Origin of the sequence: Gluconobacter sp. DsW_056 (assembly GCF_002153595.1) — a bacterium.
GTDB classification, from domain to species: Bacteria; Pseudomonadota; Alphaproteobacteria; order Acetobacterales; family Acetobacteraceae; genus Gluconobacter; species Gluconobacter albidus.
In genome coordinates, this window is the sequence record NZ_JOPF01000008.1 from 1 (window position 1) to 19378 (window position 19378).

Below are 19378 nucleotides of genomic sequence, written 5' to 3' on the forward strand. Positions count from 1 at the left end.
TTAATACAGGAAAAGATTTAAAAAATTATTTCATATCAGAAATTTTGTCTATAGAGGAAAAAATTCAAAATCAAGAAAAAAAATTTTATCAAGAAGTAGTATTTACAGTGCTGACCTGTATGCAATCCGTTTTTCCTAATTTATTCGATAAATATGGAATAGAGGAGTCGAAGATTATTTTACAAAAATTGTATCCGATAATAAATAAAAATAATTTTATTAAATTAAATTCTTCTAAAGAATTTTTCATTAAAATTGAAAAGCTACTACCAGATTTTTTTAAAGAAAGATTAAATTTCAGAGTGGATGAAACATTGAAAAATGGAGATTTTGAGCTTCATTGGGATTTTGGGTCGTTGTCGCGGAATGCAAATAAATATGTGGAACAAATAACTTCTGAAATCATGCTTGCTTGTCAGAGAGAGAATAGAAAAAATGCTGGAGAATGATAAAAAAGACTTTGAGATGGAAGGAGAAGACTTTCTCTCTCCAGATGTTTCCGAAGTTAAATCACCTAATGACTTAGAGGCTATTTACGATGTCCCAGTAGCTATAAGCGTAGTGTTGGGTAGGTCTGCAATGCCTATAAACCAGCTATTGAGATTAGGACGTGGAGCAGTTGTCGAGTTGGATCGCAAAATTGGTGATCCCATTGATATACTTGTTAATAACCGTCTAATTGCAAGAGGAGAAGTGGTCATGGTAGATGAAACGCGTTTAGGCGTTACAATGACTGAAATTGTTAAGTCAGAAAAATAAAATGGTAATCGTCTTTATTTTTGGAAATTTAGAAGAAAATGAATAGTATTAATTATAATTTTTCTTCTGCATTGAAGGATATTTTTGAGAAATTTAATAAAAACTCGAAATTAGCCTCCTTTAAGAAATTTTTCCCCGGATCTGATGTCGGTCTGGCATTGTCTGTTGCGGCATTGCTTTCTATACTTGTTTTGCCGTTACCTACATTTGTTTTGGATATTGGATTATCTCTCTCAGTTACATCATCAATATTGGTTTTGATGGTGGCATTATTTTTAAATAAGCCTTTAGATTTTACGTCCTTCCCAACCTTGTTGCTACTGACAACATTGCTGCGTCTTTCTTTGGAGGTGGCAACAACACGCCTGATTTTGAGTCACGGTTATGAAGGAACATATGCTGCAGGGCATGTCGTTGCAGCTTTTGGCGGATTTCTCATGGGGGGAGATGTCGCTATCGGCGCTATATTATTTTCTATTCTCCTTGTTGTTAACTTCATGGTTATTACAAAGGGATCAGGAAGAATTGCGGAGGTAGCGGCTCGATTCTCTTTGGACTCCATGCCTGGAAAACAGATGGCAATTGACGCCGAGTTGTCTTCAGGAGCCATCACTGATGTTGTTGCCAGAAAAAAACGAAAAGAACTTGAAGAAGAAAGCGGCTTTTACGGAGCAATGGATGGAGCCGCGAAATTTGTTCGTGGAGATGCTATCGCCAGTTTGATAATAACAGCTATTAATATTGTTGGCGGGTTAACGATCGGCATTATTCGTCATGGTATGTCTATATCAGATGCCGCTACCGCATTTACAACATTAACGATCGGTGATGGGCTAGTGTCCCAAATACCCGCGCTTTTGGTCTCTACGGCCTCCGGTATTGTAGTAACAAAAGGAGGGACTGAGGGGGGGGCAGATGTTGCTCTTGTCAGGCAATTAGGCGGAAATCCTAAGCCACTTGCTCTAGCTGCCGGTTGTTCATTGGTTTTAGCGCTGATGCCCGGATTGCCAACCTTTCCGTTTCTTTTCCTTGCAGTTTTATCAGCAATGGGAGCGTGGTTCAGGTATAATTCCCCTATTTCTAATAGCGATACAGAGGCGGACGCTATTGTAGTGCCTGAGACTACTGTTCAAGCTGACGCACCAATTTCGGAAAGCCTTAAGGTTGATTTATTAAGATTGGAATTGGGCTTTAATTTGTTGGCGATAGCCAATGGAGAAAACGCTCGTCTAACCGAAAAAATTAAAATATTACGAAGGAATATTGCTAGTGATATGGGTTTTGTACTGCCGCCCGTTCGCATTCAAGATAATTTAATTTTACCTCCTGATTATTATTCAGTTTGTATCAAAGAAATAGAAGTGGGGCGGGGTGAAATCAAAATTAACAAACTTTTGGCTATGAATCCTCAAGGAGGAGCGCCTAATATTGAAGGTGAAAAAACCAAAGAACCTGCCTTTGGCTTGCCTGCATTGTGGATAGATCAAAATTTACGTGAAAATGCCATAATTCAAGGATATACTGTCGTAGATCCAGCAAGTGTTATTATTACTCATTTAACCGAGCTGGTTAAAGAGAACATGGCAGACCTTTTGTCCTACTCTGAGACGCAAAAATTACTGGATGGCATGCCTAGAGATCAGCAGAAATTAGTCGCTGATCTTGTTCCTTCGCAGGTTTCTGTGAGTATTATTCAAAGAGTGTTACAGTCTCTTCTTGATGAAAAAGTTTCTATTAGAGACTTAACAGGTATCTTGGAGGCGATTCAAGAAGGTTACGGTCAAGGATTCAAAACAGTTGCAGCACTGGTCGCGCATGTTCGAATTAGATTGGCGCGTCAAATCAGCTCATCTGTGATGAATGCCCAAGGGTATATACCAGTGTTATCTCTTAGTCCCGAGTGGGAATTGGCTGCCTATGAGAGTTTGTCTGCTTCGATCGAAGAAAAACAAATTAATTTCTCGCCTTCCCAGATGCAAAGATTTGTTTCAAGTTTGAAGTATTCTTTTGAGTCCTCTTCGAAAGAAGGAAGGATACCAGTAATATTAACGTCTCGTAATCTTAGGCTTCCTCTGAGGCGTATAGTTGAGAGAATTCAGCCTGCCGTTAGTGTTTTATCTCAAGAAGAACTGTTTTCTAGGGCTAAAATCATAAATTCCGGGACTATATTGTAGTATAATTTAAGTTTATATTGTTTGCGAATGATTATATTTTATTTTTATTGGAGTATTTTTACAATATAACTTTGGTATATTTTTTCTTGTCACATATTAATTCCTAAAAATTCCTGCTTCCCAGTGTTGAATGCCTTCTTGAGTTAGCTGAGTGCGGCGCCTGCTTCTCTCACTCCCATTTGGAAGCAAGAACCTGCTAAACTCTTTGCTGATGCGAGAGTGTTCCTAGCGGAAACCAGATTGATATGACTGCGAGTATGAAAATTCATTTTGTTGCCTCCTCTAACGACACTGCTCAGTTAGCTCTAGAGCGGCTTTCGCAGAGATATGGAAATTCCCAGATTCATAACGCTGATTTTGTTGTTTGTCTGGGGGGAGATGGCTTCATGCTTGAAGCGCTTCATAAGGTTCTGGATAGAAGTATTGCCATCTATGGAATGAATTACGGGACTGTTGGTTTTTTGATGAATGCTGCCAATGAAGAGGACCTGTTGCGTCGTCTTGAAAATGCTCAGCCTTCAGTTCTTCATCCTTTACACATGACTGCTACGACCGCTTCCGGGGCGGTTAGAAGCGCATTGGCGTTTAATGATGTTTTTCTTTTCAGACAAACGAGACAGACGTCCCGTATAAAAATTGAAATCGATGGCCGAACGCGCCTTGAAGAACTAATTTGCGATGGAATTATTGTTTCCACTCCTGCAGGCTCTACGGCCTATAACCTTTCTGCTCATGGACCTATTGTGCCGTTGAGCTCCAATATTCTTCCTCTCACGCCAATTTCCGCTTTTCGTCCCCGACGCTGGCGGGGGGCTCTTTTGCCATCGACTGCTGTCGTAAAGCTCACACTTCTGGATACGGAAAAACGATCGACCGCGGCCGTAGCAGATTTTACAGAAATTCGGGATGTGGCCGAGGTCGTAGTGCGGGAAGACCGCAGCCGGAAGGCTACGATCCTGTTCGATCCTGATCACGGCCTTTCAGAGCGGATCATTGCCGAACAGTTCGTAGCTTGAGCTCAAATGACGGGAGTCAGGAGCTTTCCATCAGTGAAATAGGCGATCAGGTTCTCGACAACCAGATTGCCCATTGCTGTCCGGGTTTCTACGGTCGCTGAGGCCTGATGGGCTTGCAGAACAGTGTTCGGAAGAGCGAAAAAAGCAGGGTTGATGTTGGGTTCGTTCTGAAAAACATCCAGACCGGCGCCAGCAATCCTTTTTTCCTTCAAGGCTACCAGAAGTGCTTCTTCATCTACTACTGTGCCTCGGGCGATATTGATCAGGACCCCATTTTTGCCCAAGCATGTCAGGACGTCGTCATTGATCATGTTTGCAGAACGTGGCCCTCCTGAGACTGCCAGGATCAGGACATCACACCACTCTGCAAGTGCTTTCAGATTGGGCTCGAAACGGTAAGCGGTTTCAGGTTTTGCATGGGAATTGAAATAGGCCACTTCCATGCCGAAAGCCGAGACACGTTTAGCAATGGCCTGTCCTATGTGGCCAAACCCCGCGATGCCAACCTTTTTCTTTGTAAGACTATGGCTCAGGGGGAGGGGCGAATTGGGCCAGTTTCCCGCCCGGACGAACCGGTCATTGTTCACGACATCCCGCATCACCGTCATCATCAGAACAACGGCCATATCAGCTACATCATCTGTCAGGGTGCCCTGGGTCGTGGCAACGCGGATGTTTCTACGCTTTGCTTCCTGAAGATCAATGCGATCGGTCCCTACGCCATTGACAGAAACGACTTCAAGATTGGGCAGGGCGTTCATGATGGCGGCAGGAACACCTGAACCGCCTCCTGTCGTGATCCCGCGAATGACAGGAGCAACAACTTTCAGCTCTTCAAGTGACGTGTATGGATGGAGGTCAAAAAACTGTTCCAGCCGTTCTTTCATAAACGGGAGAATCGGATCAATTGTCAGAATGCCGGGTCTGGATGACATGAAATTCTCCGTTATTAATTTGCCGCACCATCAATCTTTGGGGTGCGGTCCTAGAGTAGCGTTTGCAAGTGCGACACAGGCGGCCTCGACGTCTTCCCAAGTTCGGATGAAGCCTTCTTCAGGTCCATAATAAGGATCAAGAACGTCCTGTCCGATTCGATTGGGAAGGTGGTCCAGCATCAGTGAAAGACGGGCCTTTGAATGACGCGGCTGCATTTTTCTGAGAGCTGTGAGGTGGGAACGGTCCAAGGCAATAATATGATTAAAACGGCTGAAATCCTGCTCTGTCACGAGGCGCGCGCGGAGCGGAGATGCGTCCAGCCCTTTCAGGGTCGCTATCGCACAGGCACGTGGATCCGGAGCCTCGCCCAGATTCCAGTGTCCTGTCCCCGCAGAGTCGATATCGAGGTTCAAGCCGCGTTCCCGCGCTTCCCGGCGCATGACGAGTTCAGCGAGAGGAGAGCGGCAGATGTTGCCCGTACAGACAAAAAGAAAACTGTTCATGCACCTGTCAGCCAAATGAAAAACGCCATGGTGAAGATTGAAGATAACGTCCCGAAGAACAGAACGGATGCAATTTCACGTTCCAGAACATGATATCGCATGGCGAGGATAACATTGATGGAGGCGCTGGGAATGGCCATCGTCAGGACGCTCTCCTGCAGTGCAGGCAGGGGCAGATGCCATAGCCGGGCCAGTGCATAAATGATGCCGGGAATGACAACGTTCCGGACACTGACAATGACCCCCACCAGAGGGCTGAACTTTACCTGACGGGTGAAAAGAACCACACCTGAGGCGAAGAGCGCCGCACCGCCTGTCGTACGTCCAAGAAGCTGAAGCGAGCCTTTGAGAAACTGGGGCAGGAAAGCCCCTGCACTGACCAGAACAAGGGCCATCATGGGCACCCACACCACGGGTTCGCGGCATGAATGTATCAGATGTCCGAATAGTTCGCGGAAATCATTGCGGGCTTCGCTGTCATTTCCAACGCGGTGGTTGCTGCCTCGGTCATGCCCCATCAGGATTAGTGTAATCGGGAGCTGAACCAGATTCATGGCCAAAGATGCGATTGAAATCGGCACGGAACTGGCAGGACCGAAAATCTGACCCAGAACGGGAATGCCAATGAAAGGGACGGATGGACCGGTGATGGTCATTGCGATCAGTGCCGCTTCCCCGAGGCGGCGTTTCAGGAGGCCGCGCAGGATGGCAAAGATCAGCCCATAGCCCCCAACCATGGCCAGCAGGATCAGGGCGGCAACGGGTCCTGCCGCCAGAACCTGACCGCGCGGCGTGCTGAGGATGGAAACCAGCAGTTCCAGCGGAAGTGCATACAGCATGACCAGACGTGTCAGAACACCAGCCTGCTGGGCGTCAAAATCTTTTCGGTATGCCGCGAAATAGCCAAAGCCCAATGTCACGAGAATCGGGAGAATGGACTGAACGATCGTCAGCAGCAGGGCAGGCGAATTCGTCATAATTGACTCATGAAATCAGAAATCCGGTCAGGAAAAGATCACCTTTCGTAACGGTCACCCTCACATTCGTCTATCCCTGCTGCAGATGACAGTTGACCAAAGCGGCGGAGAATGGCTTTGTGGAGTGATCTTGTCCTCTTTCTGTCGGTGCCAGATTACGTGATGCAATCCATACTCGATACGTTGTGGGGTCTGATCCTTGGCCTGCTGGGCGTTGTGGTGGCCGGCGTGGCCATCATCGAGGTCATGGCCCGTTCCGTGCTGGGCAGTCTTGGAATACAGGGGCAGGTCCAGACGATTCTGCTGTTTCTGCTTTTGGGTGGATTGATCCTGGGGGCGTTCCGGGTTTTTGGAAAACTGTTTGCCGTTCTGCTGGTGGCCGCGTTTTCCGTCTATTTCATGCATATTGTCTTCGGCGTTCTGAGCGATGCGCTCATCCCGGTTCAGACATCGAGTGCAACGACTGATGTCTGAACCCCGCCAGTTCTGAACAGTCAGTCTTGGGGCGTCTGGATGATGCGGATCAGTGCTTCCACGATCTCGGGATCGGCGAGAGTGGACAGATCGCCAAACCCTTCAGTCTCGCCACAGGCGATCTTGCGGAGAAGACGCCGGACGCTTTTCCCCGAACGGGTCTTGGGAAGGTCCGGCACGACATGGATCCGCTCGGGCGCCGCATAGCGACCCACTTTCGACGTAATCGCTTTCGCCGCCCGGATGTGAAGATCGTCGGGCGCGTTATCGCGCGGGACGACGTAAACAACAATCCCCTGTCCTTTGAGGTCATGCGGGATGCCGATTGCGGCACTCTCCGCAATGGTCACTTCAGTCGCCAGCGCATCTTCGATTTCGGCAGAGCCGATCCGGTGTCCCGAGACATTGATGACGTCATCCACCCGCCCGGTAATCCAGTAATACCCGTCTTCGTCACGGCGTGCGCCGTCACCCGTGAAATAGTATCCCGGATAAGGCTGAAGATAGGTGCGCTCGAAAAGACCATCATCGTTCCAGATGGAGAGGGCGCGCCCAGGCCACGAACCCTTGAGACAAAGCACGCCCTCTGTGGCGCCTTCTCGCGGCGTACCCTTTTCGTCCAGAAGAACAGGATGCACCCCGGGGAGGGGGAGCGTTGCTGAGGCAGGTTTTTCACGAACGGCCCCCGGAACGGGAGAAATCATGATGCCGCCGCTTTCAGTCTGCCACCAGGTGTCAACGAAAGCGCAGCGCCCGCCACCGACATGGTCATTGAACCAGGACCAGGCTTCCTGGCTGATCGGCTCGCCCACAGTCCCCAGAACACGTAGCGAAGACAGGTCGTAACGCTGCACGACAGCATCGCCTTCCCGCATAAGCGCACGGATGGCTGTCGGAGACGTATAGAACGTCGTGACCTTGTGATCCTGAATCACATTCCACCAGCGACCCGGCGCCGGAGAGGACGGCATGCCCTCGAACAACAGAACCGTCCCGCCGTTCAGCAAGGGCCCGTAAACGCCGTAAGTGTGGCCCGTGATCCAGCCGATATCAGCCGTGCACCAGAAGATGTCTCCGTCCTGATGATCAAACACCAGTTCATGCGTGTAGGACGCCCATACCAGATATCCACCGGTGCCATGCACAACGCCCTTGGGCTTGCCGGTGCTGCCCGACGTGTAAAGCAGGAAAAGGGGAGCGGAGGATGGCATATTCTGAGACGCGCACTCAGGTGCAGCCTTGTCCAGAAGGGGGCCAAGCCATCTGTCCCGATCAGGCTTCATACCCACCTCGTCGTCCGTCACACCCACCACCAGAACAGCGTTGACGGCAAGGGTGTCCGGTCGGAGGTCGAGCGCCGCATCCAGTGTGGCCTTGAACGGAATCCTTTTGGCGCCCCGTCGCCCGACATTGGCTGTGATCACCAGAGCAGCACCGCTGTCAGCCAATCTGTCAGCAATGGCTTCGGGAGAAAACCCGCCGAAGAGAACCACATGGATCGCGCCAATCCGGGCACAGGCGAGCATGGCGATCAGGCCTTCAGGAACGGAAGGCAGATGAATGGCAACACGATCGCCTGCCTGAATGCCCTGATCCCGCAGGACATTCGCCATCCGGCAGACATGTTCGTAAAGGGTCTTATACGTGAAAGTCAGCACGCGTCCGGCGTCCTCAGCCTGCCAGACCAGGGCCTTCTGATCGCCGCGGGTTACGAGGTGGCGGTCCAGGCAGTTGACGCTTGCATTGAGCATCCCACCGGGAAACCAGCTCTGCTTCTCGCACTGGGCGTGCGTCGGCGCGGTGTTCCAAGACAGTCTCTCGCTTTCACGCTTCCAGTAAAGTTCGGGCCCGGCAAACGCCCGTTCCACCAGAGCGCTATAATCCGTCGGTGTCAGGCGGAACGAATGAGAGTGAGAAGAGGAGGGCATGAACCTGAAACCTTACGCACAAAAAGCAGATGCCACAGAGCAGGCTGCTGTTATATATTTGGCTTACAGGTTCTGAAACAGGGAGAATTTCTGCCTTCTTGCAGAAAAGCCCTCAAGGGATGGTGGTGTCCGCGAGAGGATTCGAACCTCCGGCCCCAGGATTCTTACCACTTCGGCTTTCACCGCCATGCCGCGAAGCATGTTCGTGGTCTGGACTGTCTCTTCACCACGACTGCGGAAACCGCAGCCAAGGTGTTGCCCGTACAGTCTCTACACCTTCGTTCCAGCGCACCGGAACGCTTGGCTCGGGATTGGCACGATCGAGATGATCAGAGCGTTCCCCGAATTTGAGCAAATCCACCATGCGGTTTCCCATCATGGCGCCCAATTCAAAACCTTAGGAATCCTGTGCTCTATCCTGCTGAGCTACGCGGACAAACCATCAAAATCATATAGCGGGTATGCTGTTTCTGCAACCATGTCTGTTTCATCTTCAGGGAAGAGCATCATCACGCCCCCCCTCAGCGATGCGTTATGAGGGGCTGGACAATCGGAGCTGTCATGAGATTGGTGTGCGGTTAAAGAGAGAATGACGGCGTTTGTTTAGGCTATCTAAACCTTTTGCGGGTATTCTTGGAGGCGGTGCTTCTGCTACGGCCTTGCACCATGCCTCTTTCCTGCCAAAGGGGAGGGGATCCGTTTTTTCTGGTAGTCCAAATCCTGGGTAGGATAGAGCGCATCCGCGTCTGGCATCCTACAGATATCTCTCTTGACTAAGGGGTTGTGCAGGTTTGACAGGTTTAAGAATGGCCATGATCTGCGTTGCTTGCGGCGATATATTGAAGCGGTTTGATGGTTCTGTGCTTTCGGCAACGGGGCGCTGACTGTGGGGATGATGAAGATGATGGACAGCTCGGCCCGTCATGCCCGAGAGGCTGACCCTACCCTCCTGCGCCTGAAGCTGATCGGCCAGATGGAGGCGAAAACCCTGACGGGGGAGAGCGTGCTGCCTGTTGGGGGCAAAACGCGCGCCCTTCTGGCCATTCTTGCTCTTTCCGACCGAAAGCCTGTTTTGCGTTCCCGGCTGGCTGAACTGTTGTGGAGCCAGCGTCCCGAAGACATGGCCCGCGCCTCCCTGAGGCAGGAAATCCATCGTCTTCTGGAGGCCTTGAATCCCTTGGGCGTGGACGTTATCGACGTTCAGCGACATGCCCTCGCCCTGAAGCCTGCACTGACCTCCGTGGATGCGGAAAGGCTTCTGACAGCCAGTCTTCGGACAATCGACAGTGTGGCTTTGCCGGATGAACCGCTGCTTGGCGAACTGGTAGGCGTGGATCCCGCGCTCGATGAATGGATCAACCAGCAGAGGGAGCGTCTGACCGCTCATCTTCAACAGCTTTATGAAGGCGCTGTCAGGGAACTGACGGATCCAGATCAGGTTGCAGAGATGGCTGAACGCCTTCTGCGGTTCGACAGTCTCAATGAGGTCGCCTGGCGAGCCAGAGTACAGACTGCCCTTCGTCGTGGAGATCAGGCACGCGCAGCGGCGCTTGCAGATCAGATGGTGTGCATCTTCGGCGGCGTCGAAGGGCATGTTCTTGCCCCGGCAACCCAGACGCTGATCAATGGTATCGGCACTGAGAGTTCCAGTAGCGAACTCCTGAAGACCTCATCCCAGACGGCCCTGTCCACACCCGGTCCGGATACGTCCGTTTCCATTCCCATGCAGCGACCAGATCCAATGCTGGTCCTGCCATTGCATTATGCTTCCTCGCATGGCCCTGCGGGAGAGCCGCGAAAGATCTCTCTGGTTTTTCTGGCGCCCTCATGTGCCGATGAAAAGCTTCTGCAACATGGAGAAGTTTTGCGGGATCAACTGGAACTCATGTTCGTAAATATGGGAACCTTTGATATTGTTTCGTCTCCCGGGCTGCCCCCGTCTGACACTGTCAACGCCGCGATGATGTATCAGGCGCTCGGCGCGGACTATATTATCTCCGGAAATCTGCGCGCAGGGGCTGAGGGGGCTGAGAGCCGTCTTATCCTGCGTGTGCTGGATACCCGGCGTTACGGTGTCATCATCTGGGGAACACATTATGACTTCCCGTCTTTGGCTCCAGAGCAGGCCCAAAGCAGCATCATGGCTCCTGCGCAGGCCATGCAGTGGAGTATTTTCGTTGCGGAGGCCCGGCGTATTGCGGGGCGCCCGGACAGCGAACTGTCTCCACTGGGTATGGCGCTGAGAGCTTTCACACTGTTGCTGCGGCATGATTCTTCGCTCTTCGGGCGGATTGATTCTCTTCTGGAATGCGCTGTCGATCTTGAAAAGGATGATGGGACAATCGCTCTTATTGATGCGATGTACTGTTATATCCGCTTCCAGAACGAATGGGGTGTGGAAGCTGACGCCATTTTCACCCGTGGATTGCGAAGTGTGCGTGCGGCTGTCGCGCTGATGCCAGACTTGCATGCGGTTGAAGTCCTGCTGGCCGCATACCTCATGTATGACCGCGCCAAACATTCCATGGCTGTATCAGTCGTTCAGAACGCAATGGCGGGTATCGCTCGCAACGACAGAAATCATCTGGATTCTCCTGACATCCTGATGGCGGGTATCGTCATGAATCTTCTGCAGGGAGACATCAAGTCAGCAAACTGCAGCGTGAAGGTCCTCCTGGAGAATGGATGCCGTTCTCAGTTCCTTGAACTTCTGCGGCCTGTTTTCATGATGGTTCTGCTGTTGGGTGAAGAGTATCAGGACGTCACTGCAATGGGGCGTTTGATCTCCGGCCTGTATCCGTCCTGCCCGAGCGCTCTGGTGTACTATCTTATCGCCTTGACTGAAGTGGGGACTTTCCCCGAAGAGGCCCAACAGGTCTGCCGTCACCTTCTTCGTCTGGTGCCTGACCTGACGATTTCCAAAGTTGTCAGCCGCTTTACGTTTGCAAAACCTGTGCAGCAGACGAGGCTGGCTGAGATACTGCGTCAGGCAGGTGTGGTCGCAGGCTAGGGACATCTTCTCTCAGGTGCTTGGCCTTACGGCGCCGTCGCGATATGAACACTCAAGAAGTTGCCGGCTACAGGCCTCGCCAGTCTGTATCCTTGCTCGTGACCGGCCCTGGCGCGGCCCGCAGGACCACCCATGATGTCTCGCATCCAGTTGACCGTTCTTCGACCCTTTCACAGACCAGCGGCCCGCTTTGCCCTTGGATGTCTGGCTCTTACCGCACTTTCCGCATGCGGTGGTGGACGTGATCCCAGCTCCCTGACCGCCCCGCGCAATCATCTTCTGGGCGTGGACCGGGGAGCTGAAGGCGGCGCCGACGAGCTTCGCGGCGGGGTTAATGCCTATCTGTGGCGCGGCGCGATTGATACGCTGTCGTTTATGCCACTGGCATCTGCCGATGCCGTGGGTGGCGTCATTCTGACGGACTGGTATCAGCCTTCCGCCAGTCAGAACGAGCGTTTCAAGATTGCGGCCTACGTCCTGGACCGGCGCCTGCGTTCGGATGCCCTGCGGGTTTCCGTCTTCCGGCAGGTTCTTCAGGATGGACAGTGGGAAGACACCCCCGTTTCCGCCACCACAACCTCCGATATCACCACCCGTATCTTGACGCGTGCACGTCAGCTGCGTGCCGAAAATGGCGAGCGGGACAACTGAGCCAGACATGAACGATACCCCAGCCCCCGCATTCGATTTCCAGAACCGCGAACCCTTCTGGCAGAATGAATGGAAGCGCCGGAATACTTTTGCAGTTCCTGATGTTCCTCCCGCCGATCGTCCGAAGTACTATGTGCTGGAGATGTTCCCGTATCCATCCGGGCAGCTTCACGTGGGGCATGTTCGGAACTATACGCTTGGCGACGTGGTCGCACGCTACAAGCGGGCCCGCGGATTTGCTGTCATGCATCCGATGGGCTGGGACGCCTTCGGCCTTCCCGCGGAAAATGCTGCGCGTGAGCGCAATGTTCATCCCGGGAAATGGACGATGGACAACATCGCAACCATGCGGGGCACACTTCAGCGTCTGGGTTTTTCTCTGGACTGGGACCGTGAAATCGCGACCTGTCTTCCCGAGTATTACGGCAAACAGCAGAAGCTGTTCGTCGACATGCTGGCGGCCGGGTTGGTTGAACGCCGGGACTCACTGGTCAACTGGGATCCGGTCGATGAGACGGTTCTTGCAAATGAACAGGTCGTTGAGGGCCGGGGCTGGCGCTCGGGAGCTCTGATCGAGAAAAAAAAGCTCTCCCAGTGGTTCCTGAAGATTACGAAATTTGCCCAGCCTCTGCTGGATGACCTTAAAACGCTGGACCGCTGGCCTGAGCGCGTCCGGACGATGCAGGAACGCTGGATCGGTCGCTCCGAGGGCGCGCGGGTCCGTTTTGCCCTCCATCAGCCGCCCGTTGGCTATGACGCGGATCTCGACAGCATCGAGGTCTTCACCACGCGCCCTGACACCCTGTTCGGTCTGAGCTTTGTCGGTATTTCGGCTGAGCATCCGCTTGCTCGCAAGGTTGCAGAAACCAACCCGCAGGCCGCCGCCTTTATTGATGAGTGCCGTCGTCTCGGGACCTCGGAAGAGGTGATCGAAGCTGCTGAAAAACGTGGCTTTGATACCGGACTGCGCGTTGCCAATCCTCTCGATCCCGAAAAGACGGCTCCCGTCTGGATCGCCAATTTCGTCCTGATGGATTACGGGACTGGCGCGGTTTTCGGCTGTCCCTGTGGCGATCAGCGCGACCTTGATTTTGCCCGTAAATACGACCTGCCGGTTCCGCAGGTCCTGTTGCCTGCCGGACAGGATGCCGAAACCTTTGTTCTGGGCAAGAAGGCCGTTTCGGGCGATGCAACCCTGTTCAATTCAGGCTTCCTGGATGGACTGGACCCCGCGGCAGCGCGTACGAAAGTTATTGAACGCCTTGAAGGTCTGGGGGCCGGAAAGGGCGTCGTGAACTGGCGTCTGCGCGACTGGGGCATTTCACGTCAGCGCTACTGGGGTTGCCCGATCCCCATCATTCACTGCGAGACCTGTGGTCCGGTTCCCGTTCCCGACGATCAGCTTCCCGTCATCCTGCCCGAAGACGTGACCTTTGACCGTCCGGGGAATCCGCTCGACCATCATCCGACCTGGAAGCATGTGAGCTGCCCGCATTGCGGAAAGGCGGCTGTCCGGGAAACGGATACATTCGATACCTTCGTTGATAGCTCGTGGTATTTCGCCCGCTTCACCAGCCCTCATGCCGAGACCCCAACAGTGCCGGCGGCAGCGAACGGATGGCTCCCCGTTGATCAGTATATCGGCGGTATCGAACACGCGATCCTGCATCTGCTCTACGCACGGTTCTTCACCCGGGCCATGCATGAAACCGGCCATCTGGATGTGGACGAACCGTTTGCCGGTCTTTTCACGCAAGGCATGGTGACGCATGAGAGCTACCGCGACGAGAGCGGCTGGCTATATCCCGAGGAAGTCGAACGTCGTGGTGACACGGTGGTGCGGCGGGATACCGGAGCGCCGGTGCAGATCGGCCGCTCTGAAAAAATGTCCAAATCCAAGCGCAATACGGTGTCGCCCGTCGATATCATTGAGCACTATGGCGCCGACACGGCCCGCTGGTTTGTTCTGTCCGATAGCCCGCCCGAGAGGGATATGGAGTGGACAGCTTCCGGCGTCGCGGCTGCTGCCCGTTTCGGTCAGAGATTGCATCGTCTTGTCGCCTCGGTCGCGGCTCGCGATGCCGCCGAGAGCGTCCACGGTGCGACCGGTGAAGACCTGCGCCGCATCACGCATCGGACAATCGCTGCGGTTGGTGAAGCTCTTGAGGCTTTTACACCAAATGTTGCTGTGGCGCGCCTGCATGAACTCACTTCGGCGCTGGCGGAGGCCGAGCGTCTCGAAGGAGACGGCATTGCGGCGGCCCGTCGTGAGGCAGCGCGCGTTCTGTGTCTGCTGGCCGCACCGATGATGCCGCATCTTGCCGAAGACATGATGGCAGTTCTCGAGCCGGGAGGTGCGCTGGTTGTGGACCGCCCCTGGCCTGAAGCCGAGGACCAGTGGCTTGCCGTCCAGAGTGTGACGATCGGTGTACAGATCCTCGGCAAGCTGCGTGGGACCATTGAGGTTCCGCCGGATGCACCGAAGGACGATGTGCTTGCTGCTGCCAAACGCGAGCCGAACGTGGCCCGTCTTTTGGAAGGGAAGCGTCTGGTGAAGGAAATCCATGTTCCGAACCGGATCGTCAACTTCGTGGTGGCCGGGTGATGTCAGACCGGCGCGGCACTTTTCTGCTCACGGCTTTTCTTCTGCTGGGGGGGTGTGGTTTCTCACCCCTCTATGGAAAGCTGACCCCGAAATCCGACATGTCGGAAGAGTTGGCCCAGGTTTATGTGGACAACATTCCGGGGCGTTACGGCCAGCTGCTGCGTCTGGCCTTGCAGAAAAATCTGGCAGGCGCCGGGCCGGAAGATCCTCATAAATATATGCTGAAAGTCTATTCCGGCATGAATGAGGAAGCAGTCGACATCCATCAGGACAATACGTCAGGCCGGACGCGAAGCACTGGCTCGGCGCACTGGGTTCTCATAACGGTGGAGCAGAATCCGCGTATGCTGGCACAGGGTGATGCGACGACGCTGGATGGCTTTAACACGAGCTTTGAGCAGTATTTTGCCCAGACCCTGAATGACGAAACCCTTCAGGCGCGTGTTTCCGACACGCTGGCACAGACCGTGACGCAGCAGCTGGCGATCTGGTTCCGCAGTCACAACATGCCAGAGAAAGCGGCGCCTGATGAGCTGCCGCGTTATCTGAACACCGACCGTATGCCTGACGACAACGGGAATGCGGCTACGGACCGGACTGGCGTTGACGGCTTCCCCGCCTCTGCCACTGGCCGTCTGTCCCGTAGCACGACCAGTACATCCGCCCAGTAAGTGGTGAAAATCGACGCACGGAATATCGGGCGGACACTGGACGATGCCGGCTCTTGGCGGGCTATCGTGCTTCATGGAGACGATACCGGCCTCATCCGGGAGCGGGCTGCGCAGGCGGTCAGGCGGGTTGCTGGAACGACAGATGATCCGTTTCAGGTGGCGCAGCTTGATCGGGAAACGCAGGATCGTCTTGAAGAAGAAGCCACTGCGCTCTCCCTGATCGGAGGGCGACGCGTCGTCTGGGTGCGGGACGGGCAGGACAGCCTCGCTCCCCAGTTCAAGCGGGTATTGGACGCCAGTACGGATGCTCTGATCGTTATCGAGGCTTCGGGAGTGACGGCACGCTCGAAGCTGCGTGCTCTGGCGGAGGCCCACAAACAGGTGGCGTCCATCGCCTGCTATCCGGAAGAGGGGCGGGCCCTTTCCCAGACCGTGACGGAAGCGCTCGCTCAGGCGGGCGTTACTATCGACCGTGATGCCCTCATCTGGCTTCTGGGGGTGTTGGGGGCCGACCGGAGCGGGGTGCGAGGCGAAGTCGAAAAACTTCTGCTGTATGCCGGTCCGAATGGCCGTCTTGATCTGCAGGCCGTTCAGGACTGTGTCGGCGATGCCGGCGGAAATTCACTGGAAGATGCAGCGTTTTCAGCTTTATGCGGAAATCGCATGATGGCCGATCAGGCTCTCGAGCGGGCATTGGCTGACGGTGCAAATCCCGTTGCGGTGGCGCGAACGGTTCTGGGTGTGCTGGTACGGCTTCAGAAAGTCGCGCAGGCTGTGCAGGATGGTCAGGGACGGGCCGAAGCCATGAAATCCCTGAAGCCGCCTGTATTCTTCAAACGTACAGCGGCTTTCGGTCAGGCACTGGATCGCTGGTCTCTCCCGGCGCTCGCACTGGCAGCACGGGAAACGCAGGCTTTCGAACTGGCCTGCAAGCAGAGTGCTTCGCCTGATATGGCGCTATGCAGACGCCATATCGCGTCGCTTTGTACGGTGCGGAAAGCCTGATTTAGGTATTGGATCGGGAAATGCGGCATTCTTTCCGCATTCCCCGGACCTGCTCAGAAGCGTGCTGAAACGTCCAGATAATAATACCCGCCATTCATGCCGAGCTGCGACGTGCTCATGTAGTACTTGGGCACGCCGAGATAGCGGTTTCCTTCAGGAACAACCGACGGGAATTTGGCGAAGATGTTGTTCCCTCCGATCGTTGCGCTCCATTTGGGACTGATATTGTAGGTCACGGAGGCGTTCGTCGTCCATTTCGGCACATTCTGGAACTCCAGGTAGTGGCTCGTGGAGTAGGTATACGGCCCAGTGTAATAGGTGAGCTGAGACGTCGTCTCGCCGTAACGGATCTCATGGACGGAAACCGCCCATTTGTTGCGCGCGGAATGCCAGGTACCGCCGAAGATGATCTTGCTGCGCGGGTACGCGGTGGTGATGTAAGCGATATACTGCGCGGTCAGAAGCGGCGCTCCGGTCGTGCTGGTTGCCTGATGGCGCAGGCGCGTCCGGTTCAGATTGATCGCAACATCCCAGTCCGCATGGCCATAACGCCCGAAGTTGGTCGGATAGGTCGCCGTCAGGTCAAGTCCCTGCGTCCGCGTATTGGCGACATTGGCAAACCAGTGCGTGGCAAGCTGGCTGCCCGTCCAGTTTTCAGATCCCGGGGGCAGATTGAACCCGTCCATTTCAAGCGCGCTATGAGCCTGAGATCCGTAGATGGACCCACCCGGCATAATCCGGTCCCGCAGGTCGATCTGGTACACATCAACAGTGACGTGCAGCTTCTTGACCGGCTCGACAATGATGCCGCCTTCGGCGCTCGTGGAGGATTCCGATTTCAATGCTGATGCGCCGTTGGCGAGTGCGCCAGGAGAGTTTGCCGCGATGATGCCACTGGCAGCGGTCGGCGAGACAGACAGCGCGGAATAATGTTCCTGCGCCAGCGTCGGGGCATGGAAGCCATTGCTGAATGTGCCGCGGATCGCAAAGCGTGGGCTGAAATCGTAACGGGTAGAGACCTTGCCAGTCTTGGTGTTGCCGACATCCGTGTAATGCTCGACGCGTCCGGCCAGATCGACCTGCCAGTGTTTCATCAGGTTGGTGGAGATGTCGAGATAGCCCGCCGCAACATCACGGGACCATTTCCCGGCATTGGCCGGGTTGGTGCCGGGAAAACCGTCCGAACTGGAATAGTTGTAGCTGGCCGGAGAGCCGGTTCCGATCGCATAGGCTTCATAGCGATAGGACGCACCGCCCGCGACATTGATGGCATACGGCCAGAACGACGTGCGGAACTTGCGGCTGAGGTCGACGCTGTTTGTCCACTGCGTGTTGTTAAAGGACTGTGCGGCGAACGACGTCGGTGTCTCGCCTGTGGCGGTGTACAGGCCCACATTCGTGGTGCTTTCGGCATTCACGGCATCATAGTCGCGACCAAAAACCGACGACACGTCCCAGTGCCAGCCCGCCAGCGTGCCTTTCAGACCAGCCGTGAGTTCGTAATCGTCTTCTTCCAGAGCCTCGATGGGCGAATAGCCATAAGGATAGATCGCCGCATAGCCGGGATATTTGGCGAGTGACGAGGGCAGGCGGTAGTTCTGGTAGGATTCCGCATGACGATGCGCATAGGTCGCACCGGCATAGGCCTGAATATCATCGGTGATGTCATAGCCCGCATTGACGGCAACGCTTTCACGCGTCTGCTCGGGCTGTCCCAGAAGCTGGTTGACGTCGGTGTGGGTGCGGTTGTCATTCCCGGACCGGAAGGTGTGGTCCTGATGAACGAAATCGCCACCGATATGAACAAAACCGCGATTGTTCAGGTTCAGGCCGCCATCAATGAAGACGCCCTGCTGGAAACCGTCGCCTTCGCTCGTGATCCCGGTGTTCGAACGCATGGTCAGACCATGATTCTGCTTCTTGAGGATGATGTTGACCACCCCCGCAATGGCGTCGGAGCCATACTGGGCAGACGCACCATCACGAAGAACTTCGATATGGTCGATCATGGCCATGGGGATCATGTCGATATCGACAGGTGTGGACCCCTGCGCCGGTCCGCCATCTGCGTAGATATTGGCCGTGGTGTGTCGCCGCTTGCCATCCACGAGCACGAGCGTCTCGTTGGGGTTGAGGCCACGCAGCGAAATGCTGTCGGTCAGGGCACCGGCATCGAAGCCCCCTGTCGGAACGGTGAGGGAGGGTAGCAGCAGCGCCAGGGAGTCACGCAGCGTGGGCTGACCCGTCCCTGTCAACTGACGGTTCGTCACAATATCGACCGGGGCGATCGAATCCCGCGCCTTTTTGCCGAACTCGCGCGTTCCCGTCACAACGACCGCTTCTGTACCCCCCGCAACCTCGGTTTCAGGCCGTGGAGTCTGGGCAGGCTTCGCTTTTCTGGTCACCGGAGTGGCGCGGACCGGCTTGTGCGCGCTCGGAGCAGAGTGCGCCGGTGCCGGCTGCGGCGTGGCAGCACGGCTTTCAGAAGTGACGAGAAGGAACGTAGAGCCGAGAAGGGAGGTCCCCAGAAGGGTCAGATGACGAAGGGAAAGCTGGGTCAGCACTTTTACCACGCAATAAGTTAGTATTTTATATGAGCCACAAAATTGGTTCGTATTTGCGCAAGGTCAACATAATTTTCCGGTTCCGGAAAAATTCCGATCACATTT

The 19378-nt window shown here is 54.3% G+C and carries 16 protein-coding genes; 10 read left to right on the forward strand and 6 right to left on the reverse strand.

What is annotated here, in order from left to right:
- The 4 genes from HK22_RS15080 to HK22_RS06260 all read left to right on the forward strand — a co-directional run.
- On the forward strand, positions 1–449 hold a 449-nt coding region (locus HK22_RS15080), incomplete at its 5' end, for a hypothetical protein (RefSeq protein WP_158093545.1).
- Positions 450–465: 16 nt separating this feature from the next.
- Positions 466–759: a flagellar motor switch protein FliN gene (fliN, locus tag HK22_RS06250; protein WP_369827215.1), complete on the forward strand. Its 294-nt coding sequence runs from the start codon at positions 466–468 to the stop codon at positions 757–759.
- A 38-nt stretch (positions 760–797) separates the two neighbouring features.
- Positions 798–2933: a flagellar biosynthesis protein FlhA gene (gene flhA, locus HK22_RS06255; RefSeq protein ID WP_086648714.1), complete on the forward strand. Its 2136-nt coding sequence runs from the start codon at positions 798–800 to the stop codon at positions 2931–2933.
- Between the two features lie 257 nt (positions 2934–3190).
- Positions 3191–3949, forward strand: a complete 759-nt coding sequence (locus tag HK22_RS06260; RefSeq protein WP_062028050.1) for an NAD kinase — start codon at positions 3191–3193, stop codon at positions 3947–3949.
- A 2-nt stretch (positions 3950–3951) separates the two neighbouring features.
- Here the strand turns inward: HK22_RS06260 and HK22_RS06265 are convergent, their stop codons facing one another.
- The 3 genes from HK22_RS06265 to HK22_RS06275 are packed head-to-tail and all read right to left on the reverse strand — an operon-like array spanning position 3952 to position 6365.
- Positions 3952–4884 carry a 2-hydroxyacid dehydrogenase gene (locus HK22_RS06265; RefSeq protein WP_086648715.1) on the reverse strand — a complete coding sequence of 311 codons (933 nt, stop codon included), beginning with the start codon at positions 4882–4884 and terminating at the stop codon, positions 3952–3954.
- A 30-nt stretch (positions 4885–4914) separates the two neighbouring features.
- Positions 4915–5388 carry a low molecular weight protein-tyrosine-phosphatase gene (locus tag HK22_RS06270; protein WP_086648716.1) on the reverse strand — a complete coding sequence of 158 codons (474 nt, stop codon included), beginning with the start codon at positions 5386–5388 and terminating at the stop codon, positions 4915–4917.
- Positions 5385–6365 (reverse strand): AEC family transporter, encoded by a 981-nt coding sequence (locus tag HK22_RS06275; protein WP_062028054.1) that lies wholly within the window; start codon positions 6363–6365, stop codon positions 5385–5387. The genes HK22_RS06270 and HK22_RS06275 overlap by 4 nt, the downstream gene beginning before the upstream one ends.
- A gap of 162 nt (positions 6366–6527) precedes the next feature.
- Here HK22_RS06275 and HK22_RS06280 point away from each other — a divergent pair, with 162 nt between their 5' ends.
- Positions 6528–6839, forward strand: a complete 312-nt coding sequence (locus tag HK22_RS06280; RefSeq protein WP_086648791.1) for a hypothetical protein — start codon at positions 6528–6530, stop codon at positions 6837–6839.
- A 20-nt stretch (positions 6840–6859) separates the two neighbouring features.
- Here the strand turns inward: HK22_RS06280 and acs are convergent, their stop codons facing one another.
- Both acs and HK22_RS15085 read right to left on the reverse strand, forming a co-directional pair.
- Positions 6860–8767: an acetate--CoA ligase gene (acs, locus tag HK22_RS06285; RefSeq protein WP_086648717.1), complete on the reverse strand. Its 1908-nt coding sequence runs from the start codon at positions 8765–8767 to the stop codon at positions 6860–6862.
- A 223-nt stretch (positions 8768–8990) separates the two neighbouring features.
- Positions 8991–9131: a hypothetical protein gene (locus HK22_RS15085; protein WP_156474566.1), complete on the reverse strand. Its 141-nt coding sequence runs from the start codon at positions 9129–9131 to the stop codon at positions 8991–8993.
- A 537-nt stretch (positions 9132–9668) separates the two neighbouring features.
- Between HK22_RS15085 and HK22_RS06290 the strand changes: the two genes are divergently transcribed.
- The 5 genes from HK22_RS06290 to holA all read left to right on the forward strand — a co-directional run bounded on the left by HK22_RS06290 (position 9669) and on the right by holA (position 16709).
- Complete coding sequence (locus HK22_RS06290) at positions 9669–11777, forward strand: hypothetical protein (protein ID WP_198945497.1); 2109 nt, start codon at positions 9669–9671, stop codon at positions 11775–11777.
- Between the two features lie 132 nt (positions 11778–11909).
- Entirely contained in the window at positions 11910–12428 is a 519-nt protein-coding gene (locus HK22_RS06295; protein WP_062028062.1) for a DUF3576 domain-containing protein, read from the forward strand.
- 7 nt (positions 12429–12435) lie between these two features.
- Positions 12436–15033, forward strand: coding sequence for a leucine--tRNA ligase (leuS, locus tag HK22_RS06300; RefSeq protein WP_086648718.1), 2598 nt, complete (start codon positions 12436–12438; stop codon positions 15031–15033).
- Positions 15033–15704 carry a hypothetical protein gene (locus HK22_RS06305; RefSeq protein WP_062028066.1) on the forward strand — a complete coding sequence of 224 codons (672 nt, stop codon included), beginning with the start codon at positions 15033–15035 and terminating at the stop codon, positions 15702–15704. The genes leuS and HK22_RS06305 overlap by 1 nt, the downstream gene beginning before the upstream one ends.
- Positions 15705–15707: 3 nt before the next feature.
- Entirely contained in the window at positions 15708–16709 is a 1002-nt protein-coding gene (gene holA / locus HK22_RS06310; RefSeq protein WP_086648792.1) for a DNA polymerase III subunit delta, read from the forward strand.
- 53 nt (positions 16710–16762) lie between these two features.
- Here the strand turns inward: holA and HK22_RS06315 are convergent, their stop codons facing one another.
- Positions 16763–19282: a TonB-dependent receptor plug domain-containing protein gene (locus HK22_RS06315; RefSeq protein ID WP_369827208.1), complete on the reverse strand. Its 2520-nt coding sequence runs from the start codon at positions 19280–19282 to the stop codon at positions 16763–16765.
- Positions 19283–19378: the final 96 nt, after the last annotated feature.